The 21,624-nt window shown below is 70.4% G+C and carries 20 protein-coding genes; 8 read left to right on the top strand and 12 right to left on the bottom strand.

The genetic code is table 11. The features are described from left to right. Window positions 1–43: 43 nt before the first annotated feature. The 4 genes from IAI59_RS05460 (at window position 44) to IAI59_RS05475 (ending at window position 4,815) form a co-directional block, all read left to right on the top strand. Entirely contained in the window at window positions 44–1,825 is a 1,782-nt protein-coding gene (locus IAI59_RS05460) for an IlvD/Edd family dehydratase (protein WP_207419254.1), read from the top strand. Window positions 1,826–1,992: 167 nt separating this feature from the next. Continuing rightward, on the top strand, window positions 1,993–2,739 hold the full coding sequence (locus IAI59_RS05465) for an SDR family oxidoreductase (RefSeq protein ID WP_207419255.1): 747 nt from the start codon (window positions 1,993–1,995) through the stop codon (window positions 2,737–2,739). A gap of 13 nt (window positions 2,740–2,752) precedes the next feature. After that, the gene (locus IAI59_RS05470) at window positions 2,753–3,595 is read left to right on the top strand and encodes a fumarylacetoacetate hydrolase family protein (RefSeq protein WP_207419256.1); all 843 of its coding nucleotides are present in this window, start codon (window positions 2,753–2,755) and stop codon (window positions 3,593–3,595) included. Window positions 3,596–3,717: 122 nt separating this feature from the next. Next, window positions 3,718–4,815, top strand: coding sequence for an alpha/beta fold hydrolase (locus IAI59_RS05475; RefSeq protein ID WP_207419257.1), 1,098 nt, complete (start codon window positions 3,718–3,720; stop codon window positions 4,813–4,815). Window positions 4,816–4,980: 165 nt separating this feature from the next. Here IAI59_RS05475 and pncA read toward each other — a convergent pair whose 3' ends face one another. The 8 genes from pncA to IAI59_RS05515 all read right to left on the bottom strand — a co-directional run bounded on the left by pncA (window position 4,981) and on the right by IAI59_RS05515 (window position 10,749). Then, window positions 4,981–5,589, bottom strand: a complete 609-nt coding sequence (gene pncA, locus IAI59_RS05480; RefSeq protein ID WP_207419258.1) for a bifunctional nicotinamidase/pyrazinamidase — start codon at window positions 5,587–5,589, stop codon at window positions 4,981–4,983. After that, window positions 5,586–6,206, bottom strand: a complete 621-nt coding sequence (gene ureG, locus IAI59_RS05485) for an urease accessory protein UreG (protein WP_207419259.1) — start codon at window positions 6,204–6,206, stop codon at window positions 5,586–5,588. The genes pncA and ureG overlap by 4 nt, the downstream gene beginning before the upstream one ends. After that, window positions 6,203–6,913 carry an urease accessory protein UreF gene (locus tag IAI59_RS05490; protein WP_419556515.1) on the bottom strand — a complete coding sequence of 237 codons (711 nt, stop codon included), beginning with the start codon at window positions 6,911–6,913 and terminating at the stop codon, window positions 6,203–6,205. Before IAI59_RS05490 ends, ureG begins: the two co-directional genes overlap by 4 nt. Further along, window positions 6,879–7,391 (bottom strand): urease accessory protein UreE, encoded by a 513-nt coding sequence (locus IAI59_RS05495; RefSeq protein ID WP_207419260.1) that lies wholly within the window; start codon window positions 7,389–7,391, stop codon window positions 6,879–6,881. The genes IAI59_RS05490 and IAI59_RS05495 overlap by 35 nt, the downstream gene beginning before the upstream one ends. 165 nt (window positions 7,392–7,556) lie before the next feature. Further along, on the bottom strand, window positions 7,557–9,266 hold the full coding sequence (gene ureC / locus IAI59_RS05500; RefSeq protein WP_207419261.1) for an urease subunit alpha: 1,710 nt from the start codon (window positions 9,264–9,266) through the stop codon (window positions 7,557–7,559). Then, on the bottom strand, window positions 9,266–9,571 hold the full coding sequence (locus tag IAI59_RS05505; protein ID WP_207419262.1) for an urease subunit beta: 306 nt from the start codon (window positions 9,569–9,571) through the stop codon (window positions 9,266–9,268). Before IAI59_RS05505 ends, ureC begins: the two co-directional genes overlap by 1 nt. Window positions 9,572–9,582: 11 nt before the next feature. Continuing rightward, entirely contained in the window at window positions 9,583–9,885 is a 303-nt protein-coding gene (locus tag IAI59_RS05510) for an urease subunit gamma (protein WP_207419263.1), read from the bottom strand. 42 nt (window positions 9,886–9,927) lie between these two features. After that, window positions 9,928–10,749 (bottom strand): urease accessory protein UreD, encoded by an 822-nt coding sequence (locus tag IAI59_RS05515; RefSeq protein WP_207419264.1) that lies wholly within the window; start codon window positions 10,747–10,749, stop codon window positions 9,928–9,930. A 191-nt stretch (window positions 10,750–10,940) separates the two neighbouring features. On the opposite strand from IAI59_RS05515, the gene IAI59_RS05520 reads away from it, so the two are divergent. Beyond that, the gene (locus tag IAI59_RS05520) at window positions 10,941–12,884 is read left to right on the top strand and encodes a PhoX family protein (RefSeq protein ID WP_207419265.1); all 1,944 of its coding nucleotides are present in this window, start codon (window positions 10,941–10,943) and stop codon (window positions 12,882–12,884) included. Window positions 12,885–13,098: 214 nt separating this feature from the next. On the opposite strand, the gene IAI59_RS05525 is transcribed toward IAI59_RS05520, so the two are convergent. Together IAI59_RS05525 and IAI59_RS05530 are read right to left on the bottom strand one after the other, a co-directional pair. Continuing rightward, window positions 13,099–14,631 carry a UxaA family hydrolase gene (locus IAI59_RS05525; RefSeq protein ID WP_207419266.1) on the bottom strand — a complete coding sequence of 511 codons (1,533 nt, stop codon included), beginning with the start codon at window positions 14,629–14,631 and terminating at the stop codon, window positions 13,099–13,101. A gap of 75 nt (window positions 14,632–14,706) precedes the next feature. Then, window positions 14,707–15,330 (bottom strand): YqgE/AlgH family protein, encoded by a 624-nt coding sequence (locus IAI59_RS05530; protein WP_207419267.1) that lies wholly within the window; start codon window positions 15,328–15,330, stop codon window positions 14,707–14,709. A 110-nt stretch (window positions 15,331–15,440) separates the two neighbouring features. Between IAI59_RS05530 and IAI59_RS05535 the strand changes: the two genes are divergently transcribed. Beyond that, window positions 15,441–15,923 (top strand): peroxiredoxin, encoded by a 483-nt coding sequence (locus IAI59_RS05535; protein ID WP_207419268.1) that lies wholly within the window; start codon window positions 15,441–15,443, stop codon window positions 15,921–15,923. A gap of 235 nt (window positions 15,924–16,158) precedes the next feature. On the opposite strand, the gene IAI59_RS05540 is transcribed toward IAI59_RS05535, so the two are convergent. Together IAI59_RS05540 and IAI59_RS05545 are read right to left on the bottom strand one after the other, a co-directional pair. After that, the gene (locus IAI59_RS05540; protein ID WP_207419269.1) at window positions 16,159–17,352 is read right to left on the bottom strand and encodes an acyl-CoA dehydrogenase; all 1,194 of its coding nucleotides are present in this window, start codon (window positions 17,350–17,352) and stop codon (window positions 16,159–16,161) included. A 141-nt stretch (window positions 17,353–17,493) separates the two neighbouring features. Next, window positions 17,494–19,455, bottom strand: coding sequence for a DEAD/DEAH box helicase (locus tag IAI59_RS05545; RefSeq protein WP_408887627.1), 1,962 nt, complete (start codon window positions 19,453–19,455; stop codon window positions 17,494–17,496). Window positions 19,456–19,631: 176 nt separating this feature from the next. On the opposite strand from IAI59_RS05545, the gene IAI59_RS05550 reads away from it, so the two are divergent. Both IAI59_RS05550 and IAI59_RS05555 read left to right on the top strand, forming a co-directional pair. Beyond that, window positions 19,632–20,327, top strand: coding sequence for an alpha/beta fold hydrolase (locus IAI59_RS05550; RefSeq protein WP_207419270.1), 696 nt, complete (start codon window positions 19,632–19,634; stop codon window positions 20,325–20,327). A gap of 98 nt (window positions 20,328–20,425) precedes the next feature. After that, window positions 20,426–21,487: a family 8 glycosyl hydrolase gene (locus IAI59_RS05555; protein ID WP_207419271.1), complete on the top strand. Its 1,062-nt coding sequence runs from the start codon at window positions 20,426–20,428 to the stop codon at window positions 21,485–21,487. Window positions 21,488–21,624 lie beyond the last annotated feature (137 nt).

Raw genomic sequence — 21,624 nt, forward strand, 5'->3', positions numbered from 1 at the left:
TGCCGGGCCGAGTTTCCCTAGCGGGAGAACGAGGACGGGCCCGATGGATCAAACGAAAAAAAGCTTCCGCCTGCGCAGCCAGCGGTGGTTCGATGACCCGGAAGACCCGGGCATGACCGCGCTCTACATCGAGCGCTTCCTGAACTTCGGCATGACCCGCGGCGAGCTGCAGTCCGGCAAGCCGATCATCGGCATCGCCCAGACCGGCAGCGACATCGCGCCCTGCAACCGCCACCACCTGGCGCTGGCCGACCGCGTCAAGGCCGGCATCCGCGACGCCGGCGGCATCCCCCTCGAATTTCCGATCCATCCGATCCAGGAAACCGGCAAGCGCCCCACCGCCGCGCTGGACCGCAACCTCGCCTACCTGTCGCTGGTCGAGATCCTGCACGGCTACCCGATCGACGGCGTCGTGTTGACCACGGGCTGCGACAAGACCACCCCCGCCTGCCTGATGGGGGCCGCCACCGTCAACATCCCGGCCATCGTGCTGTCCGGCGGCCCGATGCTGGACGGTCACTGGAAGGGCCGCCTGTCCGGCTCCGGCACCATCGTCTGGGAAGCGCGCAAGCAGCTCGCGGCCGGCGAGATCAACTACGACGGCTTCATGCAGATGGTGGCGAGCAGCGCCACCTCCGTCGGCCACTGCAACACCATGGGCACGGCGCTGTCCATGAACTCGCTGGCGGAAGCCCTGGGCATGTCCCTGCCCGGCTGCGCCGCCATCCCCGCCGCCTATCGCGAGCGCGGGCAGATCGCCCACGCCACCGGCATGCGCATCGTGGACATGGTGAAGGAGAACCTGCGCCCGTCGGACATCATGACGCGCGAGGCCTTCGAGAACACCATCGTGCTGGCCAGCGCCATCGGCGCCAGCTCCAACTGCCCGCCGCACCTGGTCGCCATCGCCCGCCACATGGGCGTGCACCTGACCACGGAGGACTGGCAGACCTTCGGCGCCGACATCCCCCTGCTGGTCGACTGCCAGCCCGCCGGGCGCTTCCTGGGCGAGATGTTCTACCGCGGCGGCGGCGTGCAGGCGGTGATGAAGGAGCTGGCCGGGGCCGGCAAGCTGCACACGACCGTGCGGACCGTCACCGGCCGCACCCTCGCGGAGGACCTGGCGCACGCCCCGCTGGCCGATCACGAGGTGATCCGCCCCTACGACAAGCCACTGCTGGAGCAGGCCGGCTTCGTGGTGCTGAGCGGCAACCTGTTCGACAACGCGGTGATGAAGGTCAGCGTCATTGACGCCGACTTCCGCAAGCGCTTCCTGTCCGACCCCGAGGACATCTTCGAGGGCAAGGTGATCGTCTTCGAGGGCCCCGAGGACTACCACGACCGCATCGAGGACCCGGCGCTGGGCGTGGACGACCACACCGTGCTGGTGATCCGCAACTGCGGCCCCGTGGGCTACCCCGGCAGCGCCGAGGTGGTGAACATGCAGCCGCCGGGCGAGATGATCAAAGCCGGCCTGCACAGCCTGCCCACCATGGGCGACGGCCGGCAAAGCGGTACCTCGGCCAGCCCCTCCATCCTCAACGTCTCGCCCGAAGCCGCCGTCGGCGGCGGGCTCGCGCTGATGAACTCGGGCGACCGCATCCGCATCAACCTGAAGACCCGCAAGGTGGACCTGCTGATCTCCGAGGAGGAGATGGCGACCCGCCGCGCTGCCTGGACGCCGCCCAAGCTGCTGAACAAGACGCCGTGGGAGGAGATCTACCGCTCCATGGTCGGCCAGCTCGGCACCGGCGGCTGCCTGGAGCCCGCGACGCTGTATCTCAACATTCTCGAGACGCGGGGCGAGAGCCGGCACAACCACTGATGGCGTGAAGGCTGGGGGAATGAATTCCCCCAGCCCCCCATCTTCTTTCTATCGGTCTGGAACGACGGCTGGCGAAACGCGCAGCCCCTTGCTGATAAAAATGAAAGAAGGGGTCCGGGGAATTCTTTCCCCGGCTTGCTTGCTTGTCGTCCACGAGGGGGAACACGATGGCCGGAAGGCTGCAGGGTAAACATTGCTTCGTCACCGCCGCCGGCCAGGGCATCGGCCGTGCCGCTGTTCTGGCCTATGCGCGGGAAGGCGCGACGGTGGTGGCCACCGACCGCGACGCGGACAAGCTGCAGGGCCTGGGCGAGGGCGTCACTGCGCTCGCGCTGGACGTGCTGGACGACGCGGCGGTGAAGCGGACCATCGAAGAGCACGGGCCCTTCGACGTGGTGTTCAACTGCGCCGGCTTCGTGCACCAGAACGATGTGCTGAACTGCGCCGATGCCGACTGGGACTTCGCCTTCGCGCTGAACGTCCGCGCGCAGTGGAAGGTGATCCAGGCGGCGCTGCCGGGGATGCTGGAAAAGGGCGGCGGGGCGATCGTCAACATGGCGTCCGCCGCCGGGTCGGTGAAGGGCGTGGCCAACCGCTTCTGCTACGGCACCACCAAGGCCGCCGTGGTCGGGCTGACCAAGAGCGTGGCGGCGGATTTCGTGACCCGCGGCATCCGCTGCAACTGCGTCTGCCCCGGCACGGTGGACACCCCATCGCTGGGCGAGCGCATCGCCGCCAATGCCGATGCCATGGGCGGGCTGGACGCGGCGCGCGCGGCCTTTGTCGGCCGCCAGGCGATGGGCCGCCTCGCCACGGCCGAGGAGATCGCGGAACTGGTGCTGTACCTGTCCGCGCCCGAAAGCCAGTTCGTGACCGCCCAGGCCGTCGTCATCGACGGCGGCTGGACCAACTGAGGAAACCGACACCATGAAGTTGCTGCGTTTCGGCCCGCCGGGCCAGGAGAAGGCGGGCCTGCTCGATGCCTCGGGCACCATCCGCGACCTGTCCGGCGTGCTGCCGGACTTCTCCGGCGATGCGCTGTCGCCCGCTGGGCTGGCCAAGCTTGCCGCCATCGACACCGCCGGCCTGCCGGAGGTGCCGGCCTCCACCCGGCTCGGCCCGCCGGTGGCGCATATGAAGAACTTCGTCTGCATCGGCCTGAACTACGCCGACCACGCGGCCGAAACCGGCGCCGCCATCCCGAAGGAGCCGATCGTCTTCCTGAAGTCGCTCGGCGCGCTGTGCGGCCCCAACGACGACGTGCAGATTCCGAAGAACAGCAGCAAGACGGACTGGGAAGTCGAGCTGGCCATCGTCATCGGCACCCGCGCTAAGAACATCGCGGAGAACGCGGCGCTCGACCACGTCGCCGGCTACGCGGTGTGCAACGACGTGTCCGAGCGTGAATTCCAGATCGAGCGTGGCGGCACCTGGGACAAGGGCAAGGGGCACGACACCTTCGGCCCGCTCGGCCCATGGCTGGTGACCAAGGACGAGGTGCCAGACCCGCAGGACCTGGCGATGTTCTGCGAGGTGGACGGCCACCGCTTTCAGGACGGCTCCACCCGCACCATGATCTTCGGCGTGGCCAAGATCGTCTCCTACGTGTCGCAGTTCATCACGCTGCACCCGGGCGACGTCATCACCACCGGCACGCCGCCGGGCGTCGGCATGGGGCAGAAGCCGCCGGTCTACCTCAAGCCCGGGCAGACCATCCGCCTCGGCATCGCGGGGCTGGGCGAGCAGACGCAGAAGACCGTCGCGGCCTGACAGCCTGCGCGGGGCCGCGTGGCCCCGCGCAGGACCGTTGACCGCCGCCGCCCGCCGGATCGACACTGCCGGATCGTTCCAGGTTCGACAGTGCCGGGTCTACCGGCCGGAGGAGGCGTCCGATGCCATCCCAGTTCTCCCGCCGCGCGGCCCTCGGGCTGGCGGCGATGGCGGCCATGGCCGCAGGCCCCGCGCTGGCCCAGGCGCCCGCCGCCATTCCCGCCCCGGCGCTCACCGCCGCCCCCGTGCCGGTGCAGGGCCGCTGGGTGGCGCGGGACTTCCGCTTCCACGACGGCCAGACGATGGCGGAGCTGCCGCTTTCCTACACCACCCTCGGCGCGCCGACCGGCCAGCCTGTGCTGGTCTTGCACGGCACCGGCGGCTCCGCCCGCAGCCTGCTGACGCCCATCTTCTCTGGCCAGCTTTTCGGCCCGGGGCAGCCGCTGGATGCCAGCCGCTACTACGTCATCATCCCGGACATCCTGGGCGCCGGCTCATCCGCCAAGCCTTCCGACGGCCTGCGCGCCAACTTTCCCCGCTACACCTACGACGACATGGTGCAGGCGCAGTACCGGCTGGTGACCGAGGGCCTCGGCATCCGCCACCTGCGGCTGATCCTCGGCCAGTCCATGGGCGGCATGCACGCCTGGCTCTGGGGCGTGACCTATCCCGAGATGATGGACGCCATCGTGCCGATGGCCTCGCAGCCTACCGCCATGTCCGGCCGCAACTGGATCATGCGGCGGTTGCAGATCGAGATGATCCGCCGCGACCCGGCCTACCAGAACGGCAACTACACCGAGCAGCCGGCCAGCCTGCGCATGGCCAACGTCTTCTACGGGCTGGGCACCAGCGGCGGCACCCAGTTCCTCCAGGCCGCCGCCCCCAGCCGCGCCGCCGCCGACACGCTGGTCGACTCCCGCCTGGCCGCGCCGCCGCCGCTGGATGCCAACGACTTCATCTATCAGTGGGATTCCGCGCGGGACTACGACCCCTCCGCGCAGCTCGACCGCATCAAGGCCCGCGTGCTGGCCATCAACGCCGCCGACGACGAACGCAACCCGCCCGAGACGGGGCTGATGCAGGCGGCCATGGCACGCATCCCGAACGCGCAGATGCTGCTGATCCCGGCCAGCGAGAAAACGATGGGGCATGGCACCACGGGGACCGCGAGCTTCTACGCGGAGGAACTGCGGCGGTTCGTGGAGGGATTGGAGTAGGCAAGGTCGGGGGAAGGAATTCCCCCGAACCCCCATCTTTTTTCTATCAGCCGGCGCCGGCGGGGGAGGGATTGCATGATTGAGCAATCCGACGCTTTCGGCAGCCACCGACTGACGAAAACAAAAGAAGGGGTCCGGGGAATTCCTTCCCCGGCCTGCGCTGACTTAGAGTGCGTCGCTCGTCACGATCCGAACCCCGCGGTCCAGCAGCCGCCGCGCACCCGCCGCCGTCGCCTCGGGCGTGATGCCGCGGCAGGCGTCCTCCACCAGCGTCACGTGGTAGCCGAGGCGGGCGGCATCCTCGGCGCTGAAGTCGGTGCAGTAGCCGCGCGCCAGGCCGCAGACGGCGATGTCGCGGATGCCGCGTTCCTGCAGGTAGCCGTGCAGGCCGGTTGGCGTGCGGCGGTCGTTCTCGAAGAAGGCCGAGTAACTGTCGATGGCTTTGCGGAACCCCTTGCGCAGCACCAGCTCGAAGCGGCGGGCGTCCAGCGCCGGGTGCAGGGCGGCGCCGGGGGTGCCCTGGATGCAGTGGTCGGGCCAGAGTACCTGCTCGCCATAGGGCAGCGTGACCGTCTCGAAGGGCGCGCGGCCGGGGTGCTGGCTGGCGAAGGAGCTGTGGTCGGCCGGGTGCCAGTCCTGCGTCGCGACCGCGTGCGGGAAGCGCGCCAGCAGGCGGTTGATGACGGGCACCACGGCCTCGCCATCCGGCGCGGGCAGGGCGCCGCCGGGCATGAAGTCCGGCTGCACGTCGACCGCCAGCAGCAGCGTGCTCACGCGACGATGCCGCCCTGGCGCAGGACGAAGTCGGCGATCTCGGCGACGCCCTGCTCGGCTTTCAGGTTGGTGAAGATGAAGGGACGCTCGCCGCGCATCTTCTTGGAATCGCGGTCCATGACGCCGAGGTCGGCGCCGACCAGGGGCGCGAGGTCGGTCTTATTGATGACCAGCAGGTCGGAACGCGTGATGCCGGGGCCGCCCTTGCGGGGGATCTTGTCGCCGGCCGAGACATCGATGACGTAGATGGTCAGGTCCGCCAGCTCAGGGCTGAAGGTGGCGGCCAGGTTGTCGCCGCCGCTTTCGATGAACAGCACTTCCAGGCCGGGAAAGCGCGTCGTCATTTCATCGACGGCGGCGAGATTAATGGAAGCGTCCTCGCGGATGGCGGTGTGCGGGCAGCCGCCGGTTTCGACGCCGATAATGCGCTCGGGCGCCAGCGCGCCAGAGCGGGTGAGGAACTCGGCATCCTCGCGCGTGTAGATGTCGTTGGTGATGACGGCGATGTCGTGCCGGTCGCGCAGGTGCTTGCACAGCCGGTCGGTCAGCGCCGTCTTGCCGGAGCCGACGGGGCCGCCGATGCCGACGCGGAAGGGGCCGTTGGTGGAAGCACTCATGAGCGGAACAGCCTCGTGTATTGCGTCTCATGACGCAGGGAAAACAGGTCGAGCATGGGCGCCGCGGTGCCCAGGCGGTCGAGCTCGGCGATGAGCGCCGCCTCCGTCGCGGCTTCCAGCACCGGCAGCAGGGCGGCGGTGGCCACCTGCCCGTCGGTCTGGCCCAGCGGCACCAGCCGCACGCCGGCCGAGACGATGTTGGCAGCAAACGACGACAGGAAACCGAACAGCACGGCGCGCAGCGGCATGCCCTGCCACGCGGCGGCCGCCCCCAGCGCGACGGGATGCGTGATGGCGTTGCGGTGCCGCCGCGCGAAATCGGCGAGCCGTGCCTCCGGCCAGGCGGCGGTGGTGACGCGCAGAAAGGCCGTGCCCTGCGCCAGGGTTTCCAGCGCCGTCTCGGCCGTGCCACGCCAGGCATTGGCGAGGTCGGTCACCTCGTCCAGCGCGGCGTCGTCACCCGCCTCGGCCGCGCGAAAGGCGGCGGCGAGCAGGGCGCCATCGATCCGCCCCGCGCCCGCTTCCAGCACCGCCGAGACGTAGGCCACCAGCCCGGCGCGGTCGCGCACCGCGCCGTCCTCCACCGCGCGCTCCAGCCCGTGGCTGTAGGTATAGGCGCCGACCGGATAGGCGGGGGACAGCCAGCTCAGCAGCCGTTGCAGGCCGCCGGGATCAATGGCGGTGGAGGATGCCATCGCCATGGTCATGCAGCTCGCCGTGCTTGTGGCCGGTGTGGCGGTTGTGCTCGCCATAGGCCCCGCCTTCCGGGTTGAAGGGCGCGTCCACCTTGCTGGCCGTGGCACCGAGCCCCTGCAGCATACGCAGGATCACATGATCCTCGCGGATCAGGATGCGCTCGCCATCGATCTCCGCCGGCAGATGCCGGTTGCCGAGGTGCCAGGCCAGCCGCAGCAGATGCTGCGGGTCGCGCCCGCGCACCTCGATCAGCGGCTCCGGCGCCGCGCGCACCAGCACCACGCCGCCGCCTTCCAGCAGCAGCCCGTCGCCATCCCGCAACGCCACCGCTTCCGGAAGATCGAGCAGAAAGCTCAGCCCTTTCTCGCCCGTGTAGCGCCTGCGGCGGCGGTGGCGGTCGTCGAACCCGGCGGTGACGGTGTCGCGCGCCGTGCGTGCCTGCCACTGGCCGGCGGGGAGGATCTGGGTGGCGCGGGGGAGATCGGTCATGCGTTGGCTCGGGTCACAGGCTGGGAGAAGGTCTTCTTTTTCTGAAGAAAAAGAAGCAAAAAGACTTTGTCTGAAAGCGGCGTCGCGCGGGGCGCTCCGCGCGATGCCAAACTGACAAAAGGTTTTTGGTTCTTTTTCCAAAAAAGAACGGCTTGCTCGCTCCCATCAAAACAAGAAATAGCGTTGTGCCATCGGCAACACCGCCGCCGGCTCGCAGATCAGCAGCTCGCCATCGGCGCGGACCTCGTAGGTTTCGGGGTCGATCTCGATGCGCGGCAGGGCGTCGTTCAGCACCATGTCGCGCTTGCCGATGCGGCGGGTGTTGCGCACCGGCCGCAGCATGCGGCGCAGGCCGAGGCGGGTGCCGACGTCGGCTTCCATGGCGGCGGCCGACAGGAAGGTGATGCTGCTCGCCTGCATGGCGCGGCCGAAGCCGCCGAACATCGGGCGGTAATGCACCGGCTGCGGCGTGGGGATGGAGGCGTTGGGGTCGCCCATCGGCGCCATGGCGATGGTGCCGGCCTTGATCACCATCTCGGGCTTCACGCCGAAGAAGGCGGGGGACCACATCACCAGGTCGGCGAGCTTGCCGACTTCCAGGCTGCCGACGTGCTCGTTGATGCCCTGCGCGATGGCGGGGTTGATGGTGTATTTGGCGATGTAGCGGCGGATGCGCAGGTTGTCGTTCTGCCCCTGCTCGCCGGCAAGGCGCCCGCGCTGCACCTTCATCTTGTGTGCGCATTGCCAGGTGCGGATGATCACCTCGCCGACGCGGCCCATCGCCTGGCTGTCGGAGGACATCATGGAGATGGCGCCGAGGTCGTGCAGGATGTCCTCGGAGGCGATGGTTTCCTTGCGGATGCGGGATTCCGCGAAGGCCACGTCCTCGGCGATGCGCGGGTCGAGGTGGTGGCAGACCATCAGCATGTCGAGATGCTCGTCCACGGTGTTCACCGTGTAGGGCATGGTGGGGTTGGTGGAGCTCGGCAGGAAGTTCGGCTCGCCGATGACGCGCAGGATGTCCGGCGCGTGGCCGCCGCCGGCGCCCTCGGTGTGGAAGGCCTGGATGCTACGGCCGCCGATCGCTTTGATAGTGTCCTCGACGAAGCCGCTCTCGTTCAGCGTGTCGGAATGGATGGCGACCTGGATGTCGAACTGGTCCGCCACGCGCAGGCAGGTGTCGATGGCCTTGGGCGTGGTGCCCCAGTCCTCGTGCAGCTTCAACCCGCAGGCGCCGGCGCGGATCTGCTCCTCCAGCGCCGCCGGCAGGGCGGCGTTGCCCTTGCCCAGGAAGCCGAGGTTCATCGGAAAGCTTTCCGCCGCCAGCAGCATCCGTTCCATGTGCCAGGGGCCGGGCGTGGATGTCGTGGCCAACGTGCCATGCGCCGGGCCGGTGCCGCCGCCGAACATGGTGGTAACGCCCGAGGCCAGCGCTTCCTCGATCTGCTGCGGGCAGATGAAGTGGATGTGCGGGTCGATGCCGCCGGCGGTCAGGATGCGCCCTTCGCAGGCGATGATCTCGGTGCCCGGGCCGATGACGATGTCGACGCCCGGCTGCGTGTCCGGGTTGCCCGCCTTGCCGATGGCCGCGATCAGGCCGCCCAGCAGCCCGACATCGGCCTTGTAGATGCCGCTGTGGTCGATGATCAGCGCGTTGGTGATGACGGTGTCCATGGCGCCCTCGGCGCGCGAGCACTGGCTTTGCCCCATGCCGTCGCGGATCACCTTGCCGCCGCCGAACTTCACCTCCTCGCCATAGGTGGTGAGGTCGCGCTCCACCTCGGCGAACAGCTCGGTATCCGCCAGCCGCACGCGGTCGCCCACCGTGGGGCCGTACATGCCGGCATAGGCGGTGCGGGAGATGCGTGCCGGCATCAGAGCGCCCCCTCCGTCTCGCCACGGAAGCCGTGCACGATGCGGGCCCCGGCGAGTTCCACCAGGCGCACGCGGCGGCTTTGCCCCGGCTCGAAGCGCACCGCCGTGCCCGCCGCGATGTCCAGCCGCCGACCGCGCGCGGCCGCGCGGTCAAAGCGCAGCGCCGGGTTGGTTTCGGAGAAGTGGTAGTGGCTGCCGACCTGGATGGGCCGGTCGCCGGTATTGGCCACCTCCATCTCGATGCTGTCGCGGCCGGCGTTCAGCTCGATCTCGCCCTGGCCGACGATCACCTCTCCGGGAATCATGCACGCGCTCCTCAGCGGATCGGGTTGTGGACGGTCACCAGCTTGGTGCCGTCGGGAAAGGTCGCTTCCACCTGGATGTCGTGGATCATGTCCGCGATCCCTTCCATCACCTGCTCGCGCGTCAGGACCGAAGCACCGTCGCGCATCAGCTCCGCCACGCTGCGCCCGTCGCGCGCGCCTTCCACCACGTGGTCGGTGATCAGCGCGATCGCTTCCGGATGGTTGAGTTTTACGCCGCGCGACAGCCGTTTGCGGGCCACCTCCGCCGCCATGGCGATCAGCAGCTTGTCCTTTTCGCGGGGCGTCAGATGCATCGGCTCGTCCTTATGGCGGCGGGCATTCTGCCGCGCCGTGCCTCAACTCGTCCACAGCCGCGGCAACCGTGCCGGCAATCCCAGCACGCCGGCGCGCAGCAAGGGAATGGCGCGCGCCATGGCGTCCCGCACCGGGCTGGCGCCGCCCAGGCAGCGTGCCAGCATCAGGCCCGGCCGGGCCAGCGTGGCATCGAAGCCCTTGTCGCGCAGCAGGTCGCGCCCGGCCAGCGCCTCGGCCTCGCCGGCCGCCAGCAGCAGCAGGCCGCTGGCTTCCGCCCCGGCGAAGCCGAAGGGCGCCGCCAGCCGGCCGGCGATGTCGCCGTCCAGCGCCGTGGCATCCGCCCACAGCAGCCGCCCGTCGCGGCGGATGCGCCATGCGTCGAACAGCGACCCCTGTGTCAGCCGCTCGCCACGCGCCACGCGGCCGAACACCAGCATCTCCGCCGCCAGCAGCCGCGCCCCCGGCGCCAGCGCCGCGTCCAGGCGCCGCTCCAGCCGCGCGCCTTGAAACAGGATGGTTTCCTGCGGCAGCCATTCCAGCGTGGCGCCGGCGCCGACCTCCAGCCGCGTCGCGATCCGGGTCTCCTCCGCCAGGGCGCGATACACCTTCTCGGCCGCAGGCGTGGTGACGCCGGCCACCGCCGCTTCTCCCAGCGTGACCCGCGCATCCAGCGAATCGCCCCCCGCCAGCCCGCCGCCGACATTGACCAGCGCGGCCATCGGCGCCTCGCCCGGCTCCGGGGTGGGGAACAGCACGCGCAGCGGGGCGGCGTGGAACAGGTGCCTGAGCACGGTGCCGCGCGGGGTGTGGACGAAGCCGAGCTCGGCGGTGCCGTGCGCGCGCTGGTGGCGGGGGAGGGACATCGACCGGCAATCTGCGCGACCGGAGCGGCTGCCGGAAGGCCGGGACCCGGGATTTCCCGCCCCGCCGGACTTTTTCCTTCGCGCTGCCCGATGTTGCAGTTGCATGAAACCAGCGCGTGACATCAAACCGTCATTGGTTTGCCGCAGGGCACGGCGGCATGGGGCGGAACCCCTGCCAGTGAGCGCCTGCCATGCAAGACGACACCGACCTCGACGCCCTGGGCGTCAACGCCTCGCCCCAGGCCGATTTCCAGGCCGTCCTGGGCGCCCGCCTCGCCCGGCGTGGCCTGCTGCGCGGCGCCGCCGGCCTGGTGGCCCTGGCCGGGATCGGTGGTGGTGCCGTCGCCACCACCACCCGCGCGGCGCTGGCCGCCGGCGCTTCCACCCTGACCTTCCCCGAGGTGCCGCACGGCCCGCAGCCCGGCCACGCGGTGGCCGAGGGCTATGACGCCCAGGTGCTGATCCGCTGGGGCGACAAGGTGCTGCCCGGCGCGCCGGACTTCGCGCCGATGGCGCAGACCGCGAGCGCCCAGGCGCAGCAGTTCGGCTACAACAACGACTACCAGGCCTTCATGCCGCTGCCCGCCGGCTCCACCGGCTCCGACCACGGCCTGCTGTGGGTGAATCACGAATACCCCGAGGCGGAGGCGATGTTCCCCGGCCTCGACCGCAAGACCATGGCCACCGCCCTGACGCGTGAGCAGGTGGATGTCACCATGGCCTCGATCGGCGGCTCGGTGCTGGAGCTCCGCCGCCAGGAGGGGCGCTGGCAGGTGGTGCTGGGCGGGCTGAACCGCCGCATCACCGCCGACACGCCCATGCGCATCGCCGGCCCCGCCGCGGGCGACGACCGCATGAAGACCGCCGCCGACCCGCAGGGCACCACGGTGCTGGGCATGATCGGCAACTGCGCCGGCGGCGTGACCCCCTGGGGCACCGTGCTGACCTGCGAGGAGAACTTCGACACCTATTTCACCGGCGACGTGACCCAGGGCCCCGAGGCCGCCGCCTGGAAGCGCATGGGCCTCACCGGCAAGGCCAACCACGGCTGGGCCCGCTTCCACGACCGCTTCGACCTGGCGAAGACGCCGAACGAGCCCAACCGCTTCGGCTGGGTGGTCGAGATCGACCCCTACGACCCGAACGCCACCCCCGTGAAGCGCACCTCGCTCGGCCGCTACAAGCACGAGGCCGCCACCACGGCGCTGACGCCGGATGGCCGCGTGGTGGTCTATTCCGGCGACGACCAGCGCTTCGAGTACCTTTACCGCTTCGTCAGCCGCGACGCCTTCAACCCCAACGACCGCGCCGCCAACCGCGACCTGCTGGACCACGGCACCAATTCCGTCGCCTGCTTCAACGACGATGGCGGCGTGGAGTGGCTGCCGCTGGTCTTCGGCGAGGGGCCGCTGACGCCGGCCAACGGCTTCCGCAACCAGGCCGACGTGATGATCGACATCCGCCGCGCCGCCGACCTGGTGAAGGCGACGCCGATGGACCGCCCGGAGGATGTCGAGCCCAGCCCGACCACCGGCAAGGTCTATGTCGTGCTGACCAACAACACCTCGCGCAAGGCCGCGCAGGTGGACCGCGCCAACCCGCGCGCCGAGAACCGCTTCGGCCAGATCCTGGAGCTGACGCCGCCCGACCGCGACGGCAAGCCCGACCACGCGGCGGCGACCTTCCAGTGGGACATGTTCATCATGGCCGGCAACCCGGCCGACCCCAGCCACGGCGCCCGCTACGGCGAGGGCATCTCCCCCGCCGGCTGGCTGGCCTGCCCGGACAACATCGCCTTCGATGCCCGCGGGCGGCTGTGGATCGCCACCGACCAGGGCGAGCAGCAATCCGTCAACGGCATCGGCGACGGCATCTGGGCCTGCGACACCAGCGGCCCCGGCCGCGCCGTGACCCGCATGTTCTTTCGCACGCCCACCGGCGCCGAGATGTGCGGCCCCGCCTTCACGCCGGACGACCGCAGCCTGTTTGTGGCCGTGCAGCACCCGGCCAACGACGACCCGACCACCACCTACGCCACGCCCTCCACCCGCTGGCCGGACTTCCAGGAAGGCATGCCGCCGCGGCCATCGGTGGTGAGCATCGTCAAGCGGGATGGCGGGGTGATCGGGGGGTGAGGAAGGCCGGGGGGAAGGAATTCCCCCCGGACCCCCCATCTTTTTTCCTGCCTGTCAGAGTTCGCCTGCGGCCAACAAGCGCTTTCTTGAATTGCGGACTGCAAGGTGGCGCACTCAGCTGGCAGGCCTCGCCGCCAGGGCCGCTCCCGAAAACAGATTAAAAAGAAGATGAAGGCCGGGGGAATTCTTTCCCCCGGCCTTCATCCCCCGCTGATCACATCGTCGCGCCGATCGGCCACGGCGCGAATTCCGCCGAGCCGAAGTCGAAGCTCTCGCTCTTGGTGTGCTCGCCGCTCGCCACCCGCAGGATCAGCTCGAAGATCCGCTGGCCGCATTCCTCGACGCTTTCGCGTCCCGAAAGGATGGTGCCGCAGTTCACGTCCATGTCCTCCTCCATGCGCTCGTACATGGCGGAGTTGGTGGCGAGCTTGATGGAAGGCGCGGGCTTGCAGCCGAACACGCTGCCGCGCCCGGTGGTGAAGCACACCAGGTTGGCGCCGCCCGCCACCTGGCCGGTGGCGGCCACCGGGTCGTAGCCCGGCGTGTCCATGAACACGAAGCCCTTCTCGGTCACCGGCTGGGCGTAGTCGTAGACCGCCGTCAGGTTGGTGGTGCCGGCCTTGGCCATGGCGCCGAGCGACTTCTCCAGGATGGTGGTGAGGCCGCCGGCCTTGTTGCCTGGGGAGGGGTTGCTGTTCAGCTCCGCCTGCCCGCGCGCCGCGTAGTCCTCCCACCAGGCCATCAGGTCCACCAGCTTCTGCCCCACCGCGCGCGAGGTGGCGCGGCGGGTCAGCAGGTGCTCGGCGCCATAGGTCTCGGGCGTTTCGGACAGGATGACGGTGCCGCCGTGCTGCACCAGCAGGTCGGAGGCATAGCCCAGCGCCGGGTTGGCGGTGATGCCGGAATAGCCGTCCGAGCCGCCGCATTGCAGCGCGACCGTCAGGTGGCTGGCGGGCACCGGCTGGCGGTGCACCTTGTTGGATTCCTCCAGCACCTCGCGCACGAAGGCGATGCCGGCCTCCACCGTCTTGCGGGTGCCGCCCATGGTCTGGATGTCCATGTTGCGCAGCCGCCCGGCCAGGTTCTGCTCCTCCAGCAGGCCGGAGATCTGGTTGACCTCGCAGCCCAGCCCGATGGCGATGACGTGGGAGAAGTTGGCGTGGCGGGCGTAGCCGGCCAGCGTGCGGCGCAGGATGCGCAGCCCGTCATTGTCGCCCATGCCGCAGCCGGTTTTGTGGGTCAGCGCCACCACGCCGTCGACATTGGGGAACTCGGCCAGCGGGTCGCGGCCGGCGAAGGGGTTGCGCTTGAAGGCATCGGCGATCATCGAGGCGACGTGGGCCGAGCAGTTCACGCTGGTGACGATGCCGATGTAGTTGCGCGTCGCCACCCGCCCGTCCGGCCGCAGGATGCCCATGAAGGAGGCCGGCTGCGGCACATACAGCGTCGGGCGGGCATCCACGCCCCAGGCATAATCCTTGGTGAACTCGCCCATGCCGCAGTTCTGCACATGCACCCAGTCGCCGGGCGCGATGGGCTGCGTGGCGAAGCCGATGATCTGGCCATAGCGGCGGATCGGCTCGCCCACCGCATGTGCCTTGATGGCCACCTTGTGGCCGGGCGGGATGCGCGACGCTGCCAGGATACCGGGTGCCACGGGGCTGCCCTCGGGGCCCGCGCGGCGGGCGATCAGCACCGTATCCTCCGGATGCAGGCGGATGAAGGGTGTCTCGACCGCGATGTCCATGTTCTTGCTTCCTCCAGGGGTATCCGATCCTGGCGCGGCAAGCGGCCCCTGCGAAGGGCTGCCCGCCAGGGGCAGTCACGCGTGGCCGGCGTTGCTCGACAGCAGCAGCGGGTCGATCCGCAGCTTGGCCAGGGCCTGCCGCCATTGCGTGTCCGGCTCGGCGCCGAACAGCAGCGCCTCGTCCGGGGTCACGTTCAGCCAGGCATTGCCCTGGATCTCGGTTTCCAGCTGCCCGGGGCCCCAGCCGGCATAGCCCAGCGCCAGCAGCCCCTGCCGCGGGCCGCCGCCGCCGGCGATGGCCTTCAGGATGTCGACGCTCGCGGTCAGCGCCAAGTCGCCGGTCACCTTCAGGCTGGCATCGCTTTCCCAGTCGGCGGTGTGCAGCACGAAGCCGCGCCCGCCTTCCACGGGGCCGCCGGCCAGCAGGCGGATCTGCCGCTGCGGCGGCAGGGGCTCCACCTCCAGCTGCTTCAGCAGTTCCTCGAAGCTCAGCGTGTCCAGCGGCTTGTTCAGCACGATGCCCATGGCGCCGTCGGCCGAGTGGGCGCACAGGCAGATCACCGCGCGGGCGAAGCGCGGATCGGTCAGCCCGGGCATGGCCACCAGCAGCTGGCCGCCCAGGTACCCCTCGGCCTCCGTGCCGCCCAGCAGCCGGTTGGGCCGGTCCGGGAAGTCGTGTTCGCTCGCGCGTGTCGCCATGGTGCATCGAATGTGGCGGCGCGGAAGGCACCGCGCAAGCGTTCCGGTTGACAGAAGCCACCCGCGCGGAACATGCCCATGCCAGCCCCCTTCACAGGACCATGCTGCCCATGACCATCCAGACCGGCGACCGCTTCCCCGACACCAAGCTGACCCAGGCCACCGCCGAGGGCCCGCGCGAGGTGTCCAGCACCGACCTGTTCAAGGGCCGCACGGTGGTGCTGTTCGGCGTGCCCGGCGCCTTTACCCCCACCTGCTCCGCCCGCCACCTGCCGGGCTTCGTGCAGCAGGCGGCCGAGCTGAAGGCCAAGGGCGTGGATGCCATCGCCTGCATGTCGGTGAACGACGCCTTCGTGCTGCAGGCCTGGGCGCGCGACCAGGGCATCACGGACGAGGTGACCCTGCTGGCCGATGGCTCCGCCACCCTGACCAAGGCGCTGGGGCTGGACATGGACCTGACGGCGCGCGGCATGGGCGTGCGCTGCAAGCGCTTCGCCCTGGTGGCCAAGGATGGGGTGGTCGCCTACCTCGGCATCGAGGAGCCGGGGGCGTTCGAGGTGTCCAAGGCGGAGGCGGTGCTTGCCGCGCTTTGAGGGTGGCCAGAAGGGGCGCCGCCACTTCCGGACTTCCCGGCCGGGGTGGTTGAACCACCCCGGACCCCGACATCAGGGGATCATTATTCCGAAAAGCCGCCCACGCTGAACCCGCAGTCGCCGGGGGTCACCGACCCCCGGCGCGATGAACCGTCAACGGCCGGTCATGGCGGGGCCTGGGGTGGCACTGCCGCCCCAGCGGGGGGCCAGGGGGCGGCGCCCCCTGGCCAGTCCATCAGCCGAAGGCGTTCAGGCCGGTCTGCGCGCGGCCCAGGATCAGGGCGTGCACGTCGTGCGTGCCCTCGTAGGTGTTGACCGCTTCCAGGTTCATCACATGGCGGATCACGTGGTACTCGTCGGCGATGCCGTTGCCGCCGTGCATGTCCCGCGACACGCGGGCGATGTCGAGCGCCTTGCCGCAGTTGTTGCGCTTCAGCAGGGAGATCATCTCCGGCGCCATGCGGTTGTCGTCGAACAGCCGGCCGAGCTGCAGCACGGCATGCAGGCCCAGCGTGATCTCGGTCTGCATGTCCGCCAGCTTCTTCTGCACCAGCTGGGTCTGCGCCAGCGGGCGGCCGAACATCTGGCGGTTCATGGTGTATTCGCGCGCCGCCAGCCAGCAGAACTCCGCCGCCCCCAGCGCGCCCCAGGCGATGCCGTAGCGGGCGCGGTTGAGGCAGGAGAAGGGACCCTTGAGGCCCTTCACGTCTAGCTTGTTCTCATCGGGGACGAAGACCTCGTCCATCATGATCATGCCGGTGATGGAGGCGCGCAGCGAGAACTTGCCCTCGATCTTGGGCGCGGTCAGGCCCTTCATGCCCTTCTCAAGCACGTAGCCGCGCACGTCGCCCGCGTCGTCCTTGGCCCAGACCACGAAGACGTCGGCGATGGGGGAGTTGGTGATCCAGGTCTTGGAGCCGCTGACCAGCACGCCGCCATCGACCGACTTGGCGCGGGTGCGCATGGAGGAGGGGTCGGAGCCCGCATCCGGCTCGGTCAGGCCGAAGCAGCCCACCAGCTCGCCCTTCTGCATGCCGGGCAGCAGCCGGTCCTTCAGCGCGTCCGTGCCGTAGGCCCAGATGGGAAACATCGCCAGCGAGGACTGCACGGAAAAGGCCGAGCGGTAGCCGGAATCGACCCGCTCCACCTCGCGCGCGATCAGGCCATAGGACACGTAGTTGACGCCGGCGCAGCCATGGCTGTCGAGCGTCGCGCCCAGAAAGCCCATCTCGCCGAACTCGTTCATGATCTCGCGGTCGAAGCGCTCATGGCGGTTGGCTTCCAGCACGCGCGGAAACAGCTTGTCCTGGCAATAGGCCTGCGCGGCGTCGCGGATCATCCGCTCGTCCTCGCTCAGCTGGCTGTCCAGCAGCAGCGGGTCCTGCCAGTCGAAGCTGGCGCGGGTGGTCAGCGGGGTCAGGGCATTCATGGCATTCGTCTCCTCGGCGGCCGGATTGGCAGGCGGGCCCAAGAGATGCCGTGGCGTGCCATGCACCAGCCTGCGGAAATTGGCGTCATCCACGTCAGGTGGCAACCCCGCGCCGGAATGATCCGGCGCGGGGCGGGGTCGTCAGGCGGCGTCGGCCTCGCGGTCGGCGGCCGGCTCGGCGGCGGCCTCGGCCACCCGGTCGCGCCGCGGGCGCGGCATCGGGATCAGCATGAAGGCCGGCACCTGGTCGCCGAAGCCCACCACCGGCGGGCCCAGGTCGTCGCGGTCGCGTCCGCCGCGGCGGTGCTCGTCGCGCCGGCTGTCGTCGCGCGGGCGGTCGTCGCGGCGCGGGCGCTCGTCGCGGGCGGCACGCTCCTCGCGCGGGGCGCGGGCGCGCTCCTCCTCGCGGTGGCGGCGGTGCTCCTCGCGGTTGCGGTAGCCCTCCTCGCGCGGGGGGGCGGGGGGGGCGTCCACGGCGGCGGGCTCGGCCACGCGCGGGGCTTCCTCGTCGCGGCGGCGGCCGCGGCGCTGGATCTCGTCGCGCGGCGCGTCGTCGCGGCGCGGGCGGTCCTCGCGCGGCTTGTCGTCACGCGGCTTGTCGTCGCGGCGGCCACGGCCGTCGCGGCCCTTGGCACCGGCGGCTTCCTTGCCCCGGCCGCCACGGCCGCGGCCACGGGTCTTGGAGTCCCGGGCCTCGGCCAGCTCCTCCTCGGTCACCGTGTCGATGCCGTCCACGGTGATGCGCGGGATCTCGCGGCCGGTCAGCCCCTCGATCGCGGACAGCAGCTTGGCGTCATCAGCGGTCGCGATGGAATAGGCGTGGCCTTCGCGCCCGGCGCGGCCGGTGCGGCCGATGCGGTGGACATAGTCCTCCGCATGGAAGGGCAGGTCGAAGTTGAACACGTGGCTCAGCCCGCCGATGTCGATGCCGCGCGCCGCGACATCCGAGCACACCAGGAGCTGCAGCTCGTTGTTCTTGAATTTCTCCAGCGTCGCGAAGCGCACCGACTGCGGCAGGTCGCCATGCAGCGCACCGACCGAGAAGCCGTGCTTGGACAGGCTCTTGTACAGCACGTCCACGTCGCGCTTGCGGTTGCAGAAGATCAGGGCGTTCTGCACCTTCTCGCGCTGCACCAAGCGGCGCAGGGCGCGGCGCTTGTCGCCCTCGGCCACCAGCACCAGCCCGGCGGTGATCGTGGTGGCCACCGAGGCGGGGGCGGACACCGTGATCTCCTTGGGGTTCTGCAGGAAGGCGTCGGCCAGCTTGCGGATCTCGGGCGCCATGGTGGCCGAGAAGAACAGCGTCTGGCGCAGCGGCGGCAGCATGGAGACGATGCGCTCGACATCAGGGATGAACCCCATGTCCAGCATGCGGTCCGCCTCGTCGATCACCAGGATCTTGCAGTCGGCCAGCATCACGCGGCCGCGGTCGAACAGGTCCAGCAGCCGGCCCGGCGTCGCGATCAGCACGTCCACGCCCTTGTCCAGCGCGTCGCGCTGGTCGTTCATGCTTTCGCCGCCGATCAGCAGGGCGTGGGTCAGCTTCATGTGCTGCCCGTACTTCACGAAGTTCTCGGCCACCTGCAGCGCCAGCTCGCGCGTCGGCTCCAGGATCAGCGAGCGCGGCATGCGCGCCTTGGCGCGCGAGCCGGCCAGGATGTCCATCATCGGCAGCACGAAGGAGGCGGTCTTGCCGGTGCCGGTCTGCGCGCAGCCCAGAACGTCGCGGCCCATCAGCACGATGGGGATGGCCTGCTCCTGGATCGGCGTCGGGTGGCGGTAGCCGACATCCTCGACGCCCTTGAGCAGCAGCTCGGACAGGCCAAGGTCCTCGAACACCACGCGCGGCGTCTCGTCCTCGTGCTGCGTCCAGGACGCGGCTTCCTCGGCGGCCTGGTGCTCAGCCTCGCTCAGCGGCGCGGCGGGCGCGTCGTCCTCCGCCGTCACGGGCGCTTCCGGCGGGCCGTCCGCCGGGGTGTCGCCGGGCAGGGCGTCCGGCTGGGGCAGGGCGTCGGAATGCTCGTTCTCGGCCGCGGTGAACGCGGGCGCTTCAGGCTGATCGCTCAACAGTGGTCCCTTCGCCGGCCATGCGGCGGGCCTCATGGGGGCATATAGGCCGGCCGGTCACGCGCGATCGCGCGGCCCTGGTTCCGACATTGGCGCTCTCATGCGCCCAAAGCCGCCGCTTGGCAAGTTTTTCGCGCGGTTTACGGCCCCCATCCGGCCGGTTAACTGGGTTGCGCCCCTTGCCGGCCAGAAACACCAACGGAACCCGCGCCATGTCCCCCCACCCCTTGCTGCTGCTGCCCGGCCTGCTGTGCGATGCGCGGCTGTGGCGGGACCAGCTGGACGGCCTGTCCGACATCGCCGCCGGCAGTGTGGCCGACCTGACGCAGGACGCCGATGTGGCCGGCATGGCCCGGCGCGCGCTGGACGCGGCGCCGCCGCGCTTCGCGCTCGCCGGGCTGTCCATGGGCGGCTACGTGGCGCTGGAGATCCTGCGCCAGGCGCCGGAACGCGTCACCCACCTGGCCCTGCTGGACACCGGCGCCCGCGCCGACACGGAGGAGCAGTCCCGCCGCCGGCGCGGCCTGATGGCACTGACCCGCAGCGGCCAGTTCAAAGGCGTCACCCCCCGGCTGCTGCCCAGCCTGCTGCACCCGGACCACGTGGAAGGCCCGCTGGGCCAGGCGGTGCGCGACATGGCCGAGCGCGTGGGGCGGGACGCCTTTCTGCGCCAGCAGCAGGCCATCCTGGGCCGCCCCGACTCGCGCCCCCTGCTGCCCACGATCGCCGTGCCCGCGCTGGTGGCGGTGGGCGAGCAGGACATCCTGACGCCACCGGAGCTGGCGGAGGAAATGGCCGCCGCCATTCCGGGCGCGACGCTGGCGCGCATTCCCGGCGCCGGCCACCTGCCCAGCATGGAGCAGCCGCAGGCGGTCAATGCGCTGATGCGGCAATGGCTCGGCCGCTGAGGCACGGCGCCGGCCTGACCGCGCGGGCAAGGCGCCGGCCATTCCCGCTGCCCGTTCGCTAAGACTTTCGCAACCCCGCGCGGGCCATGCTGCCCGCCATGTCCCGCTCCAGCCCCGCCATGCCCGGCCGACGCCTCTTGCTGGCCGCGCTGGCGCTGCCGGCGCTGCGCCCGGCCCCCGCGATGGCCGCGGCCGGCGCGGCTCCGCCCGCGCTGCAGGCGGCCTGGGCCGGATTCCAAGCCCGCTTCGTGTCCGGCGAAGGGCGGGTGGTGGACAACGGCAACGGCGGCATCTCGCATTCCGAAGGGCAGGGCTGGGCCATGCTGGCCGCCGCGCGCTGCGGCGACCGGGAAGGGTTCGAGCGCCTGTGGGACTGGACACAGCGCCACCTGCGCCGCCCGCAGGACCGGCTGTTCGCCTGGCGCCACCGGCCCGGTGCGCCCGCCACGGCGGCCGACCGCAACAACGCCGCGGATGGCGACCTGTTTATCGCGGCCAGCCTTCTGCTCGCCGGGCGGCGATGGCCGCAGCCGGCTTTCACGGAAGCGGGCACGGCCACGGCCGAGGACGTTCTGCGGCTGCTGCTGCGCGACGTGGCGGGGCGCACCGTGCTGCTGCCGGGGCTGGCGGGGTTCGAGGATGCCGAGGCGGTGACGCTGAACCCGTCCTACTACGCGTTTCCCGCCATCCGCCTGCTGGCCCGCGCGGCGCCAGACCCGGCATGGCTGCGGCTGGCGGCGGATGGCGTGGCGCTGCTGCGCGGCGCGCGCTTCGGCCGCTGGGGCCTGCCGCCGGACTGGCTGCGGCTGCGCCGCGCGGATGGCGTGGCCAGCCTGGCGCCCGGCTGGCCGCCGCGCTTTTCCTACGATGCGGTGCGGGTGCCGCTGTACCTGGGCTGGGCTGGACTGGGCGAGGAGCCGGCGGTGCAGGCGGCTCTGGCCTTCTGGAACGACCCGGGCTGGGGCGGCAGGCGACCGCCTGCCTGGGCCGATCTGGCCACCGACGCGGTGGCGCCCTTTGCCGCGGATGGCGGCATTCTGGCGCTGCGGCAATGGGCGCAGCGGCGCCGTCCGATGGCGGCACCGCCGGACGATGGGGAACAATATTACGTCGCGATGCTGAAAATGCTGACGCTGATCGCCGAGGCGGACGAGTCTTAAAAAAGTCGTGAAAAGAAACAGGCTCTGCCCGAAATTCCTATTCCGTTTGGGGTAAACAAACTGCATTCTGCGCGTGAGACGCACTAGGGTAGCCGCGTATGAGTCAGGACAGCGACGTTGATCGGGTAGCCGCTGCC

The organism is Roseomonas haemaphysalidis (genome assembly GCF_017355405.1).
GTDB lineage: Bacteria > Pseudomonadota > Alphaproteobacteria > Acetobacterales > Acetobacteraceae > Pseudoroseomonas > Pseudoroseomonas haemaphysalidis.